We start from the raw sequence: 14,540 nt of genomic DNA, 5'->3' as shown, positions 1-14,540 counted from the left end.
GTACGTCTCCGCCCGCCGGGCCGTCCCGGCCGTCCCGCCCCGGATTCCTCCTCCGGTGCCGCGTCCCGCCCGGCGCGAACCCGGCACCGGACGGGAGGGATCAGGGGCCCACCGATGAGTTCCCGGCGCGGACGGGGTCCCCATCGACAGGAGAAACCCTCCCCGGACCCTTCGGGTCCGCACCTGCTGAGGAGAAGCGGATGACCGGCCAGACCTTCGACCTCGGGCCGCAGGCCCTGATCGTGGCGCGCCTCGCGGAGGGCGTCACCGACGAGCATCTCGACGGCCGCACGCCCTGCCCGCAGTACGCGGTGCGCCACCTGCTGGGACACCTCGCCGGACTGGCCGTGGCCTTCCGCGACGCGGCGGGCAAGGAGCTGGGCGCCTCGACCGACACCGCCCCCGGCTCCCGGCTGCCCGACATCGGTCCGGACTGGCGGCAGGCGCTGCCCAAGGCGCTCGACGAGCTGGCCGGCGCCTGGCGGGACCCGCGGGCGTGGACCGGAACGACCCGCGCCGGCGGGGTGACCCTGCCCGGTGCGGTGGCCGGTGCCGTGGCCGCCGACGAACTCGTGGTGCACGGCTGGGACCTCGCCCGCGCCACCGGCCAGGAGTACGTCGCCGACGAGAGCGCCCTGCGGGCCGCGCACGCGTTCCTCGCCGCCGCCGCCCAGGACCCGACGGGCGGCGGCGGCATCTTCGGACCCGTCGTCGCGGTGCCCGACGGCGCGTCCCTCCTCGACCGCGCGATCGGCCTCAGCGGCCGGGACCCGGGGTGGACGCCGTAGCCGAGGCCATCCGACGCGGGCGGTGCGGGTCCCGGGGCGCCGGGCCCGCTCCGGCCTCGCTCCCGTCCCGCGCGCGGGACGAACTCGGCGCAGGGGAGGCGGACTTGGCCGACCGCGGGCGGACGCCCCCGTGGCCCGCGGGAGGGACGGCAGGGGGAATGCGGCGCACATCACACCTGTGGAGTGTGTATCGATCGGGCAAAGGGCCTCGCCTTCGGAGGCGTGACGCGCGTAGAAGATTGTCATGCATAAGCCACTGCGTATCGCGGCCGTCGCCGCCACCTGTGCCGTCGCCGGTGCCGCCCTGTTCGGGTCCGGTGCCGCCACCGCCCACCAGTCGACGGCCAACTCGACGCACGAGCCCTACAACATCGGGGTTCTCGTCAAGGACATCGACACCTACTACGGCGCCACGCTCGACGCCGACGGGGTGTACCAGGCGTCGCCGACCAGCCAGTACGCCAAGGACCTCGCGCGCATCGACGCCGCCGCCCGGCGGGACATCGACAAGGCGGCCCACAAGGCCCGCCACCACCACGGCAGGCCCGCCGTCGTCTTCGACATCGACGACACCCTGCTGCTCTCCTTCGACTACGAGAGGAAGACCAACTACACCTACAACTCGACGACCTGGGCCGACTACGTCGCCAAGGCGGACCGCCCCGCGGTGTTCGGCAGCCCCGAACTCGTCGAGTACGCCGCGTCCAAGGGCGTCGAGGTGTTCTACAACTCCGGTCTCAAGGAGTCGCAGCGCGCCTCGGCGGTCGAGAACCTGAAGAAGGTCGGTGTCGACGTCAACCTCGACTCCGCCCACATGTTCCTCAAGGACACGGCCAACCCGCCCGCCTACCTGGGCGACTGCGCCACCGCCGCGGCCTGGAACTGCACGACCGTGCAGTACAAGTCCGGCACCCGCAAGCACATCGAGTCCCTCGGCTACGACATCGTCGGCAACTTCGGCGACCAGTACTCGGACCTCGACGGCGGCTACGCCGACAAGACCTACAAGATCCCCAACCCGACGTACTTCGTGGGCTGATCCTCCGCGGTGCGCGAACGCCCCCGCCGGTCGTCACCGGCGGGGGCGTCGTGCTGCCGGCCACGAGGGGGGCTCAGGCCGGCAGGTCCACACCCTGAAGGACGCCGGGAACGGCCGACTGGTTGTCTGCCGGATTCCGTAACACGGGGAAAACCTGAACCGGGTCGAGGAAGGGAAGAATCCAGCCGGCATTCCCCCACCAGGCGCGCAGGTACCGAGGAGTATCGCCATGTCCGAAGCGCAGCAGGTCGACGCCCGGCCGAGTGCCGCACCCCCACCGGCTGGCGGGGTCGACGGGTTCTTCGAAATCTCCGCGAGGGGCTCCACGTTCGGGCGGGAGATCCGCGGCGGCTTCGCCACGTTCTTCACGATGGCCTACATCCTCGTCCTCAACCCGATCATCCTCGGCAGCGCCAAGGACAGGTTCGGGCATCAGCTGGACGCGGTCCAACTCACCACCGCCACCGCCCTGGTGGCCGCGGTCATGACGATCGTCATGGGTGTCGGCGGCAACCTGCCGCTCGCTCTCGCCGCCGGCCTCGGCCTCAACGCGGTCGTCGCCTTCCAGATCGCCCCGCTGATGAGCTGGGACGACGCGATGGGCCTCATCGTCCTGGAGGGCCTGCTCATCTGCGTCCTGGTGGTGACCGGCCTGCGGGAGGCCGTCATGCGGGCGATACCCCAGGCGATGAAGCAGGCCATCAGCGTCGGCATCGGTCTGTTCATCGCCTTCATCGGCTTCGTCGACGCGGGCTTCGCGACCCGCATCCCGGACGCCGCGAACACCACCGTGCCGGTGCAACTCGGCGGCACCGGCACGCTGTCCGGCTGGCCGGTCCTCGTGTTCTGCCTGGGCGTGCTGCTGACCGTGGCGCTGCTCGCCCGCAAGGTCAAGGGCGCCATCCTGATCAGCATCGTCACCATGACGGTCGTGGCGATCGCCGTCGACTCCGCGGCCGACGTCACGAGCTGGGGACTGACCACCCCGAAGGTCCCCGACGACGTCGTGGCCTCACCGGACTTCGGACTGCTCGGTCACTTCAGCCTGTTCGGCGCGTTCGGCGCGACGAGCGTGATCACCGTGGTCCTGCTGGTGTTCACCCTCATCCTGTCCGACTTCTTCGACACCATGGGCACGGTCGTCGGCATCAGCGCCGAGGCGGGCCTGCTCGACGAGGAGGGCAGGGTGCCCGGACTCGGGCGGGTCCTGCTCATCGACGGGGCCGCTGCGGTCGCCGGCGGCGCGGCCTCCGCCTCCTCGGCCACGTCCTACATCGAGTCGGCGGCGGGCGTCGGCGAGGGCGCCCGCACCGGCTTCGCCAACCTGGTCACCGGCGGGCTGTTCGCGCTGGCGCTGTTCCTCACGCCGGTCCTCACGATCGTCCCGCTCCAGGCCGCCGCGCCCGCGCTCGTCGCCGTCGGCTTCCTGATGATGACCCAGGTCAAGAACATCGACTGGGACCGCTACGAGATCGCCGTCCCCGCGTTCCTGACCATCGCCGTGATGCCGTTCACGTACTCGATCACCAACGGCATCGGCGCCGGCTTCCTCGCGTTCGTCCTGATCAAGGCGGTCCTCGGCAAGGCCAGGGAGGTCCACTGGCTGCTGTGGGCCGCCTCCGCGCTGTTCCTCGTCTACTTCGCGATCGACCCCGTGGAGCAGCTCCTCGGCGTCCGGTGACCGGCCCCGGCCGACGGGACGGCCCCCGCACCGGGCAGGTGCGGGGGGCCGTCCCGTCGCCCGGGCCGCCCCGGGTCCGGCGCGCCCCGGTCAGCTCCCGAGGGCAGCCCGCATCATCGCCCGGGCGACCGGGGCCGCCAGGCCGTTGCCGCTGACCTCGGAGCGGGCCGCGTCCGACTGCTCGACGATCACCGCGACGGCGACCTGCTTGCCGGTGGAGTCCGACGTCCCGTACGAGGTGAACCACGCGTACGGCGTCTTGCTGTTCTTCTCGCCGTGCTGCGCCGTGCCGGTCTTGCCGCCCACGGTCGCGCCGGCGATCCGCGCGTTGGTCCCGGTGCCCTTCTCGACGACCGTGCGCATCGCGGACCGCAGCTGGCGGGCGGTGTCCGCGCCGACGATCCGCTCGCTGCCCGCGTCGTCGTCGTAGTTCTTCAGCACGGTGCCGCCGGCGTCACTGGTCCGGGACACCATGTGCGGCGCGACCAGCTTGCCGTCGTTGGCGATCGCCGCGGACACCATGGCCATCTGGAGCGGGGTCGCGGTGACGTCGAACTGGCCGATGCCGGTCAGCGCCGTCGACGACCTGTCCATCCCGGAGGGGTACACGCTGGTGTACGCCCGCACCGGCACGTCCTGCGCCGTGTCGTTGAAGCCGAACTTCTCCGCCATCGCCCTGACCTTGTCCTGCCCGAGGTCGACGGCCATCTTGGCGAAGACGTTGTTGCAGGAGTACTGGAGCGCGACCCGGATCGTGGCGTCCTCGCACGGAGCGGACGTGTTCTCGTTGCGCAGCACGGTGCGCGTGCCGGGCAGGGTGTAGGGGTCGGGGCTGTCCGTGCGGACGTCCACGCCGTCGTACAGGCCGCTCTCCAGCGCCGCGGACGCCACGACCAGCTTGAACGTCGAGCCCGGCGGCAGCGGCTGCCGCAGCGCGCGGTTGACCAGCGGTTTGTCCGGGTCCTGGGTCAGCTGCCGCCAGGCGTCGCCGTCGCCCGTGCTGATCTTCGAGGGGTCGTACGACGGGGTCGAGACCACGCCGAGGATCCTGCCGGTCCTCGGGTCGATCGCGACGGCCGCGCCCTTCTTGTCGCCGAGCGCCTCGAAACCGGCCCTCTGCACCGCGGGGTCGATGGTCGTGATCACGTCACCGGGGTCGGCGCGCTGGTTCGTCAGGCTGTCCAGGGGGTTCTTCAGCCGGACGTCCGAGCCGTCGAGCAGGTTCCGGTAGATGCCCTCCAGCTGCGTGGCCCCGTACACCTGCGAGCTGTAGCCGGTGACCGCCGCGTACAGACTGCCGTTCGTGTACGTCCGCCGGTACTTGAGGTCGCCGCCTTTCGTCGGAGCGGAGCCGGTGATCGCGTCTCCGGCCACGATGATGTTCCCGAGCGGGTTCGCGTACAGCGAGATCGCGTTCCGCCGGTTGTCCTTGTCGTCCGCCAGTGCCCTGCCGTCGTAGAACTGCACCCACGTCGCCCTCACCAGCAGGGAGAGGACGAGCAGCAGTGTGAAGACGGAGGCACGCCTGATCGTCTTGTTCATGCCGAGGGTGAAGACGAGCGGGCGGGCTCCCTTCGTTCCCGTCCGTACCCGTTTCTCATGGTTCCTTCATGGAACCGGCACCCGCGCCCGGCCCCGCGCGGCCCCTCACAGGCGGCGCGTCGCCAGGGTGAGCCGGTCGCGGGCGTCGAACAGGGCGTCCTTGACCGTCTGCTCGTGTCCCGGGGTGAGCCGCGCCACCGGCACCGAGCAGCTGATCGCGTCACGGGCCGGCGTGCGGTACGGGATCGCCACGCCGAAGCAGCGCAGGCCCAGCGTGTTCTCCTCGCGGTCCACGGCGAAGCCCTGCTCGCGCACCCGGCGCAGCTCCTCGATGAGCCTCTCCCGGTCCGTGATCGTGTGCTCGGTGAGCGCGGGGAGCGTCTCGGGCAGCATCGTGCGCACCTGTTCGTCGGTGTGCGTGGCCAGCAGGGCCTTGCCGAGCGAGGTGGAGTGGGCGGGCAGCCTGCGGCCGACCCGGGTGAAGGGGCGCAGGTAGTGCTGCGACTGGCGGGTGGCGAGATAGACGACGTTCGTGCCGTCCAGGCGGGCGAGGTGGATGGTCTCCGTGGTGTCGTCGGACAGCCGGTCGAGGGTGGGGCGGGCCGCCGCGACCACCTCGTCGCCGTCGATGTAGGAGGTGCCGACGAGCAGGGCGCGCACGCCGATCCCGTAGCGCGTGCCCGTGGCGTCCGTCTCGACCCAGCCCAGCTCGACCAGCGTGCGCAGCAGCATGTAGAGGCTGGACTTGGGGTAGCCGACGGCCTCCTGGACCGCGGCCAGGGAGTGCATGCCGGGGCGGCCGGCGAAGTACTCGAGCAGTTCCACGGTCCGTACCGCGGACTTGACCTGTGCCCCGCCGCCTGCCTCGCCTGCCGACATCGCCCTTGACCCCTTCGCTGGACGGGAAATAGTCTCCGACCGATATTCATCACCAGAGACGGTGTTCAGCATATCGAACGCCCCTGGTGCGTGACACACGAACTGCGGCATCACATCTGAAGGGACCCGCGGTGGCAGCAGCACCAGTCTGGAGTGTCGACCCCCGTACCGGGAAGCAACGCGAACAGGTTGCGGCGGAGGCCACAGCCCAGGAGGTCGACGAGGCCGTCCGCGCCGCGCGCGCCGCACGCCCCGCGCTCGCCGACCGCACCGTCCGCGCCGCGTTCCTGCGCACCGCCGCCGACCTGCTCGCCGACGCGGGGGAGCACCTCGTCGAGGTCGCCGACGCCGAGTCCGCGCTCGGCCCGGTCCGGCTGAAGGGCGAACTCGCCCGCACCTGCCACCAGTTGCGTGCCTTCGCCGGCATCGTCGACGAGGGGGCCTTCCTGGACGTGGTCATCGACCACCCCGACGCCGGCGCGACCCCGCCGGTGCCCGACCTGCGCCGCCACAAGATCCCGCTCGGTGTCGTGGCCGTCTACTCGGCCTCCAACTTCCCCTTCGCCTTCTCCGTCGCCGGAGGCGACACCGCGAGCGCGCTGGCCGCGGGCTGCCCCGTCGTGGTCAAGGCCCACCCCGACCACCCCGCCCTCTCGGAACGCGTCGCCTCCGTGCTGCGCGCCGCCGCCGCCCGGCATGACGTCCCCGCCGGTGTCGTCGGCCTGGTGCACGGCTTCGAGGCGGGCGTCGAACTGGTGCGCCATCCGCTGGTCGCGGCCGCCGGGTTCACCGGCTCGGTCCGCGGCGGCCGGGCCCTGTTCGACGCCGCCGCCCGGCGCCCGGTGCCCATCCCCTTCCACGGCGAGCTGGGCTCCCTCAACCCCGTCGTGGTGACGGAGGCGGCGGCCGTGGAACGCGCCGAGGAGATCGGTGCGGGCCTGGCCGGCTCGATGACGCTGGGCGTCGGCCAGTTCTGCGTGAAACCCGGCCTGGTCCTGGTGCCGGCCGGCGCGGCGGGGGACCGGCTGGTGAAGACGCTGGCCGACGCGGTGGGCGGCACCGACGCCGGTGTCCTGCTCGACCACCGGATGCGCGACGGCTTCGTCGCGGGGGTCGCCGAGCGGGCGCAACTGCCCGACGTGGCATCGCCCGTCACCCCGGGCGCGGGCGGCGAGCACACGGTGAGCGCGGGATTCCTCACCGTGCCCGCCGGACGGCTCACCGGGCCGGGCCCGCACGACCTGCTCCTGGAGGAGTGCTTCGGGCCGCTCACCGTCGTCGCCCGCTACACCGACGCGGCCGAGGCGCACGCCGTCCTGTCCCGGCTGCCGGGCAACCTCACCGCCACCGTGCAGCTCTCCGCACGGGAGGCCGCGGGGGAGGGGCGCGGCGCGGAGATCCTCGCCGACCTGACGCCGATCGCCGGCCGGGTCCTGGTCAACGGCTGGCCGACCGGCGTCGCCGTCGCCCCCGCCCAGCACCACGGAGGCCCCTACCCGGCGACCACCTCCACCTCCACGTCGGTCGGCGGCACCGCCATCGAGCGCTGGCTGCGGCCGGTGGCCTACCAGGGGGTGCCCGAGCCGCTGCTCCCGCCCGAGCTGCGCGACGACAACCCGCTCGGCCTGCCCCGGCGCTACGAAGGACGCCTGGAGCGCTGAGCGCCGGCGGGACGCGGGCCGGACCGGGCCCCGACCGCGCCGCCGCCCGGCGCGCGCTCCCGTGTCCCCGGCGCGGCCCGCCGTCCGCACCCGCCGCCCCGTCCCCGCCGGCCTCCCCGGCGCGCGGCCCACCTGAGAGACTCGGACCATGGACGTCTCCCTTCCCGAACTGCCCTTCGCCCTGCGCACCTACGGGCCCGACGGCCACTGGTCGCACGAGGACGGCGTCCTGACCGGCTGGGCCGGTCCCCGGCAGGACCGCTTCGTGCCGCCCACCGGCGAAGCACTGGACCCGGTCGCGGACGCACCCCGGCTGCTCGGCGCCCCGGAGGGCGACTTCCAGCTCGTCGCCCGCGTGACCGTCGGCTTCCGGGCCTCCTTCGACGCCGGCGTGCTCTACGTGCACGCCGGCGAGCGGGCCTGGGCCAAGCTCTGCCTGGAGTTCTCCCCGGACGTGCCGACCGTCTGCACGGTGGTCACCCGCGGCCACTCCGACGACGCCAACTCCTTCACCGTGGACGGCAGCTCCGTCTGGCTCCGGGTGAGCCGCACAGGCCGCGCCTTCGCCTTCCACGCCTCCCGCGACGGCGAGCGGTGGACCTTCGTGCGCCTGTTCACCCTGGCCGGCGAGAAGGAGACCGGCGCCGCACTGGTCGGCTTCATGACCCAGTCGCCGATGGGGGAGGGCTGCGTGGTCACCTACGACCACATCGCCTTCCACGAGGAGTGGCCCCGCGACCTGCGCGACGGCGGCTGAGCCCGGGCCGGCGGCCGGCGGCCCGGAACCGGCGGGTCCGCGCCCGCGTCCTGACCAGTGTGATCAAGGACCGTGTGAACCCAGGGCGCCGGATGATCAGAACCGCGCTCCCCGCCGAGGCGGCGGCCGTCGCCGACCTGCACGCCCGGGCCCGGGCGACCTACTATCCGGACGGAGTGCCGCAGGACGGCACGGACTGGCTCGCGGCCTGGCGGAGCGCCATCGAGCGCCCCGACGGCCATGTGCTCTGCCTCGTCCAGGACGGCCGCATCGCCGCGATCGCCTCGTTCCGCACCGCCGAGGGCGCACCCTCCGACACCGTCAAGCTCTACCAGTTCCACGTGGAGCCCGACCAGTGGCGGTCCGGTCTGGGCTCGGCGCTGCACGCCGCCTGCGTCGAGGAGTGGCGTGCGGACGGCAAGCGCGCGGCGACCCTCGACGTCCACGTCGGCAACCGGCGCGCCCGCGCCTTCTACGCGCGCCTCGGCTGGGTCGCGGACCCGGCGCACCCGCCCGCCGAGGACGACCACCACCTGGCGCTGCGCCACCCGGTGACCGGGGAATGACGCGTCCCGGTTGAACGTTCACACACCGACGGCCCCGGAGGGCGCCCCCATCACGACCTGGAGAGAACCGAAGTATGCGCGTCGAGATCTGGTCCGACATCGCCTGCCCGTGGTGCTACGTGGGCAAGGCCCGCTTCGAGAAGGCCCTCGCGGCCTTCCCGCACCGCGACGAGGTCGAGGTCGTGCACCGCTCGTTCGAACTGGACCCCGGCCGGGCCAAGGACGACATCCAGCCCGTGCTCGCCCTGCTCGCCGGGAAGTACGGCATGAGCGAGGCGCAGGCCCAGGCCGGTGAGGACGACCTCGGGACGCAGGCCGCCGCCGAGGGCCTGGACTACCGCACCCGGGACCGCGACCACGGCAGCACCTTCGACATGCACCGCCTGCTCCATCTCGCCGGGGAGCGGGGCCGCAGGGACGAGCTGATCGGCCTGCTCTACCGGGCGAACTTCGCGGAGGAGCGGAGCGTGTTCGGCGACGACGAGCGGCTCGTCGAACTCGCGGTCGCCGCCGGCCTCGACGCGGCCGAGGCCCGCCGGGTGCTCGCCGATCCGTCCGCCTACGCCGACGCGGTCCGCGCCGACGAGCGCGAGGCGGCCGAACTCGGCGCGCGCGGCGTGCCCTTCTTCGTCCTCGACCGCGCCTACGGCGTCTCCGGCGCACAGCCCGCCGAGGTCTTCGCCCAGGCGCTGTCCCAGGCGTGGGGCGACCGGCCGCGGCTCACCCCGGTGCAGGGCGTCGCGGGTGACGCGGAGGCGTGCGGCCCGGACGGCTGCGCCGTTCCCCAGGGCTGAAAACGCAGGTCACGACGCTTCCATAAGCGCCGCTTGGGGGAACGGTACAGAAATCGGCAATGGACTTGGGGATGCTCCGGGCCCACAGTGGTCCCATGGAGACCTTCGAGACCCTCGTCCGTGCCGAGTTCGCCGCGAAGAACACCTATCTGAACACCGCGAGCACCGGTCTGCTGCCGGCCCGCACGGTCGCCGCCATGGGCGCTGCCGTCGCCTCCGTGGCGGCCGGGCAGCCCGCCGACATGTTCGCCGACGTCGAGGCGGCCCGCGCCGCGTTCGCCCGCATGCTCGACGTGCCGGCGCGCCGGGTCGCCGCGGGCGCCTCCGTCGCGGTGTACAGCGGACTGATCGCCGCCTCGCTGCCGCGCGGGGCCGAGGTCCTCACCGCCGAGGGCGAGTTCAGCTCGGTGGTGACGCCCTTCCACGTCCGCGGCGACCTCCGGGTCCGCGCCGTGCCGCTGGAGCGGATCGCGGAGTCCGTGCGCCCCGCGACCGCGCTCGTCGCGGTGAGCGCCGTCCAGTCCGCCGACGGGCGGACCGCCGACCTCGACGCGATCGGGGAGGCCGCGCGGCGGCACGGCGCCCGGACCTACGTGGACGCCTCCCAGGCGGCCGGCTGGCTGCCGCTCGAAGCAGGCGCCCACGACTTCGTCTCCTCGGTCGCCTTCAAGTGGCTCCTGTGCCCGCGGGGCGTCGCCTTCCTCGTCGTCCCGGAGGACTTCGGCGGGCTGACCCCGGTGTTCGCCGGCTGGGTGGCGGGCGAGGCGCCCTGGGACAGCTGCTACGGCCCGGTCGCGGAACTGGCCCGCTCCGCGCGGCGCTTCGACGAGAGCCCCGGCCTCTTCGCCTACGCCGGGGCCCGCCACTCCCTCGCACTCCTGGAGGAACTCGGCGTGGAGCGGATCGCCGCGCACGACCTCGCGCTCGCCGAGCGGTTCCGCGCCGGGCTGCGCGACCGCGGCCACGACCCGGTCCCCGCGCCCGCCTCCCCGATCGTCTCCGTTCCCGGACTCGGCCGCCTCCAGGGCGAGTTGAGCCGCGCCGGGGTGGAGGTCTCGGACCGGGCGGGCCATCTGCGGGCCGCGTTCCACCTCTACAACACCACGGAGGACGTCGACCGGCTGCTCGGCGCGCTGCCGGGCTGAGCACGCACGGCGAGGGCCGGGGCCCTTCCTCGCGTACGGCGTGCGTACGCGAGGAAGGGCCCCGGCCCGTGTCCCGCGAGGCGGGCGAAGGTCAGCGCACCGGGGTGAAGTCCCGGGCGCCGATGAACTCCGGCCTGCGCACCGGAGCCGCGAACGGCTCCACGGCGGCGTTCTCCACGCTGTTGAACACGATGAACACGTTGCTGCGCGGGAACGGCGTGATGTTGTCGCCCGAGCCGTGCATGCAGTTGCAGTCGAACCAGGTCGCCGAACCGGCCTTGCCCGTGAAGAGCTTGATGCCGTGCTCGGTCGCGAACCGGGTGAGCGCCTCGTCCGAGGGCGTGCCCGCGTCCTGCATCTGGAGCGACTTCTTGTAGTTGTCCTTCGGGGTCTCTCCCGAGCAGCCGAGGAAGGTCTTGTGCGACCCCGGCATGATCATGAGACCGCCGTTGGTGTCGTAGTTCTCGGTCAGCGCGATCGAGACCGACACCGTGCGCATGTTCGGCAGGCCGTCCTCGGCGTGCCAGGTCTCGAAGTCCGAGTGCCAGTAGAAGCCGCTGGCGCCGAAGCCCGGCTTGACGTTGATGCGCGACTGGTGCACGTACACGTCCGAGCCGAGGATCTGCCGGGCCCGGCCCACGACGCGCTCGTCGCGGACCAGACGGGCGAAGACCTCGCTGATCCGGTGCACCTCGAAGACGGACCGGATCTCCTGCGACGCCGGCTCGACGATCGACCGCTCGTCGGCACGGATCGCCGGGTCGGTGACGAGGCGCTCCAGTTCCTGGCGGTAGACGGCGACCTCGTCCGCGGCGATCAGCTCCTCCACGGGGAGGAAGCCGTCGCGCTCGTAGGCCTGGAGCTCGGGAACCGTGATGGGGCCGGGCTCGCCCGGGGCTCCCCAGAGGACCGGGTCCTGTCGGGGCACGGCCACTTCGGTGGCGCCTCGGCTGGGGTACAGATCGGTGAGCGTGGTCATCGGTATGTCACACCTCCTCGGGTTCGGTGAGCAGCGGGTAGACGCCGTTCTCGTCGTGGTCCTCCCGCCCGGTGACGGGAGGGTTGAAGACGCAGACGCACCGGAAGTCGGTCTTGGGGCGCATGGTGTGGCGCTCGTGGCCGTCCAGCAGGTACATCGTCCCGGGCGAGATCCAGTGCTTCTCGCCGGTCTCCTCGTTGGTGAGCTCGGCCTCGCCCTCGACGCAGAGCACGGCCTCGATGTGGTTCGCGTACCACATCTGCGTCTCCGTACCCGCGTACAGGGTCGTCTCGTGCAGGGAGAAGCCGACCTTCTCCTTGGCGAGCACGATGCGCTTGCTCTCCCAGGTGCCGGTCGCCGCCTTCACATGCCGGTCGGTGCCTTCAATGTCCTTGAACGAACGGACTATCACGGTGGTGCGATGCCTCTCTCTCGTGTTTCTCGTGGTGTGCGGCGGTCTGGTCAGGCGGTCTCGCGGACGGCGCGGGCGAGGGTGCGCAGCCCCGTGTCCAGCTCGTCGGGCGTGATGGTGAGCGCGGGCAGCAGCTTCACGACCTCGCTCTCGGGGCCGGACGTCTCGATGAGCAGGCCGAGTTCGAAGGCGCGCTTGGCCACGCGCCCGGCGCGGTCCTTGTCCTTGAACTCCAGGCCCCAGACCAGTCCGCGGCCCCGGTACTCCTTGACGTCGGCGAGGTTCTCCTCGGTGATGGAGATCATCGCCTGCTCGATCTGCTCGCCGCGCGAGCGGGTCTGCTTCTCCATCGCGGAGCCGTCGGCCCAGTAGGCCTCCAGGGCGGCGGCGGCCGTGACGAAGGCGGGGTTGTTGCCGCGGAAGGTGCCGTTGTGCTCGCCCGGCTCCCAGATGTCCAGCTCCGGCTTGAACAGGCACAGCGACATCGGCAGGCCGTAGCCGCTGATGGACTTGGAGACCGTCACGATGTCGGGCACGACCCCGGCCTCCTCGAAGGAGAAGAAGGCGCCGGTCCGGCCGCAGCCCATCTGGATGTCGTCGACGATCAGCAGCATGTCCTGGCGCTTGCACAGGTCGGCCAGGGCGCGCAGCCACTCGGCGCGCGCGACGTTGATGCCGCCCTCGCCCTGCACCGTCTCGACGATCACCGCGGCGGGCCGGTTGAGGCCGGAGCCCTGGTCCTCCAGGAGCCGCTCGAACCACAGGAAGTCCGGGACCTGGCCCTCGAAGTAGTTGTCGAACGGCATCGGCGTGCCGTGCACCAGCGGGATGCCGGCGCCGGCCCGTTTGAAGGAGTTGCCGGTGACGGCGAGCGAGCCGAGCGACATGCCGTGGAAGGCGTTGGTGAACGAGACGATCGCCTCGCGGCCCTTCACCTTGCGGGCCAGCTTGAGCGCGGACTCGACGGCGTTGGTGCCCGTCGGGCCGGGGAACATGACCTTGTAGGGCAGGTCGCGCGGGCGCAGCACCAGGTTCTGGAACGCCTCCAGGAAGCGGCGCTTGGCGGTCGTCGACATGTCGAGACCGTGGGTGACGCCGTCGCGCTCCAGGTAGTCGATCAGGGCCCGCTTGAGCACGGGGTTGTTGTGCCCGTAGTTGAGGGACCCGGCACCGGCGAAGAAGTCGAGGTACTCGTGGCCGTCCTCGTCGTACATCCGGCTGCCCTGGGCGCGGTCGAAGACGGTCGGCCAGTTGCGGCAGTAGCTGCGGACCTCCGACTCCAGGGTCTCGAAGACACTCAGGTCGGGCTGGGTGATGGTCACGAAATCGCTCCTCGAAGCGTCGGGGCGGAAGAACAGGGGGGGCGAGGGGTGAAGAACGTTCAGCGGGAGAACGGGCCGATGCGGTACAGCACCTCGGGGTCGTGCGGTCCGTCGGGGAACTGGCCCGTCTCGAACAGCACCTCGCGCTCGACGGCCGCGCCATGGCGTTCGGCGTACGACAGGAACAGGCGCTCGGAGGCGGTGTTGCCCGGGGTGATGGTCGTCTCCACGTCGGACAGTCCGCGCTCGGCGGCCACCCGTGCCGTCAGACCGTCGAGCAGTCGCGCGGCCAGTCCGCGACCGCGGTACGCCGCGTCCACCGCCACCTGCCACACCAGCAGGGTGCTCGGACGCTCCGGGCGTACGTACGCGGTCACGAAGCCGACGGGGCGCCCGTCGGGGTCGCGCGCCACCGCGGAGGTGCCGGCGAAGTCACGGCACCACAGCAGGTAGCTGTACGAGGAGTTCAGGTCGAGGGTTCGGGAGTCCTTGGCGATGCGCCAGAGGGCGGCCCCGTCGGCCACCTCCGGACGGTCGATCCGAAGGCCCTCCGGCATTTCCAGGAATTCCGCGGACAGGTCTGGGTGTGCGGCGGTCATGGGGATTTAATTTACCGACCGATGGTTGAAATTGCATCGTCGGGCGCGGTTACGGCAGGCCGTCGCATGTGTTATCACGCGCCCGTGAGGCGGGAGCCGCCGACGGGGCTCTATGACCGTTTTTGCGCGGAAAATACCTCAGAAAACGGACGCCCTGTGGAATGCGTCACAGCGACGTAATGCGCCGGAGATCAACCCGAATTACGTCGTCCGACGCTCGCCGATTCTTTGTGTTTAGACTCCGGGAAACCGGGCAGAAGAATGCGGGAAGCTGTGCTGGGCCAATTCAATACGAATTAATAACAGCATAAGCGCGGGGCGTCGATCTGTCATCGTCCCGCGGCTATCCTCGGGATGTCGTGTCTCTCCCGCCGTC

General features: G+C 71.8%; 14 protein-coding genes. 8 read left to right on the top strand and 6 right to left on the bottom strand.

Translation table 11 applies throughout. The features are described from left to right. The first annotated feature begins 200 nt into the window (after nt 1-200). From ACGFS9_RS23750 to ACGFS9_RS23740, 3 genes are all read left to right on the top strand, one after another. Nucleotides 201-788, top strand: a complete 588-nt coding sequence (locus ACGFS9_RS23750) for a TIGR03086 family metal-binding protein (protein ID WP_393255937.1) — start codon at nt 201-203, stop codon at nt 786-788. A 244-nt stretch (nt 789-1,032) separates the two neighbouring features. After that, nucleotides 1,033-1,827: an HAD family acid phosphatase gene (locus tag ACGFS9_RS23745; protein ID WP_393255936.1), complete on the top strand. Its 795-nt coding sequence runs from the start codon at nt 1,033-1,035 to the stop codon at nt 1,825-1,827. A gap of 229 nt (nt 1,828-2,056) precedes the next feature. Beyond that, entirely contained in the window at nt 2,057-3,508 is a 1,452-nt protein-coding gene (locus tag ACGFS9_RS23740; protein ID WP_393255935.1) for an NCS2 family permease, read from the top strand. A gap of 90 nt (nt 3,509-3,598) precedes the next feature. On the opposite strand, the gene ACGFS9_RS23735 is transcribed toward ACGFS9_RS23740, so the two are convergent. Continuing rightward, a complete protein-coding gene (locus ACGFS9_RS23735; protein ID WP_393255934.1) occupies nt 3,599-5,050 on the bottom strand; it encodes a peptidoglycan D,D-transpeptidase FtsI family protein in 1,452 nt (483 codons plus the stop codon). A 105-nt stretch (nt 5,051-5,155) separates the two neighbouring features. After that, nucleotides 5,156-5,929, bottom strand: coding sequence for an IclR family transcriptional regulator (locus tag ACGFS9_RS23730; protein WP_393255932.1), 774 nt, complete (start codon nt 5,927-5,929; stop codon nt 5,156-5,158). Between the two features lie 131 nt (nt 5,930-6,060). On the opposite strand from ACGFS9_RS23730, the gene ACGFS9_RS23725 reads away from it, so the two are divergent. The 5 genes from ACGFS9_RS23725 (at nt 6,061) to ACGFS9_RS23705 (ending at nt 10,852) form a co-directional block, all read left to right on the top strand. Then, nucleotides 6,061-7,590 carry an aldehyde dehydrogenase (NADP(+)) gene (locus ACGFS9_RS23725; RefSeq protein WP_393255930.1) on the top strand — a complete coding sequence of 510 codons (1,530 nt, stop codon included), beginning with the start codon at nt 6,061-6,063 and terminating at the stop codon, nt 7,588-7,590. Nucleotides 7,591-7,738: 148 nt separating this feature from the next. Further along, entirely contained in the window at nt 7,739-8,347 is a 609-nt protein-coding gene (locus tag ACGFS9_RS23720; RefSeq protein ID WP_393255929.1) for a DUF1349 domain-containing protein, read from the top strand. A 92-nt stretch (nt 8,348-8,439) separates the two neighbouring features. Next, nucleotides 8,440-8,913 (top strand): GNAT family N-acetyltransferase, encoded by a 474-nt coding sequence (locus ACGFS9_RS23715; protein WP_393255927.1) that lies wholly within the window; start codon nt 8,440-8,442, stop codon nt 8,911-8,913. Between the two features lie 74 nt (nt 8,914-8,987). Then, on the top strand, nt 8,988-9,707 hold the full coding sequence (locus ACGFS9_RS23710; RefSeq protein WP_393255926.1) for a DsbA family oxidoreductase: 720 nt from the start codon (nt 8,988-8,990) through the stop codon (nt 9,705-9,707). Between the two features lie 95 nt (nt 9,708-9,802). Beyond that, nucleotides 9,803-10,852 (top strand): aminotransferase class V-fold PLP-dependent enzyme, encoded by a 1,050-nt coding sequence (locus ACGFS9_RS23705; protein ID WP_393255924.1) that lies wholly within the window; start codon nt 9,803-9,805, stop codon nt 10,850-10,852. 91 nt (nt 10,853-10,943) lie between these two features. On the opposite strand, the gene thpD is transcribed toward ACGFS9_RS23705, so the two are convergent. Genes thpD through ectA form a run of 4 tightly spaced genes read right to left on the bottom strand, consistent with a single transcriptional unit; the run spans nt 10,944 to nt 14,164 of the window. After that, nucleotides 10,944-11,831, bottom strand: a complete 888-nt coding sequence (thpD, locus tag ACGFS9_RS23700) for an ectoine hydroxylase (protein ID WP_393255923.1) — start codon at nt 11,829-11,831, stop codon at nt 10,944-10,946. 7 nt (nt 11,832-11,838) lie between these two features. Further along, nucleotides 11,839-12,243, bottom strand: a complete 405-nt coding sequence (locus ACGFS9_RS23695; protein WP_393255921.1) for an ectoine synthase — start codon at nt 12,241-12,243, stop codon at nt 11,839-11,841. Between the two features lie 50 nt (nt 12,244-12,293). Beyond that, nucleotides 12,294-13,565, bottom strand: coding sequence for a diaminobutyrate--2-oxoglutarate transaminase (ectB, locus tag ACGFS9_RS23690; protein ID WP_393255919.1), 1,272 nt, complete (start codon nt 13,563-13,565; stop codon nt 12,294-12,296). 59 nt (nt 13,566-13,624) lie between these two features. Further along, entirely contained in the window at nt 13,625-14,164 is a 540-nt protein-coding gene (gene ectA, locus ACGFS9_RS23685; protein ID WP_393255917.1) for a diaminobutyrate acetyltransferase, read from the bottom strand. Between the last annotated feature and the right edge of the window lie 376 nt (nt 14,165-14,540).

The sequence above is a fragment of the Streptomyces sp. NPDC048566 genome, assembly GCF_043199735.1.
Classification (GTDB): Bacteria; Actinomycetota; Actinomycetes; order Streptomycetales; family Streptomycetaceae; genus Streptomyces.
This window is presented reverse-complemented; position numbering and strand designations above follow the sequence as displayed.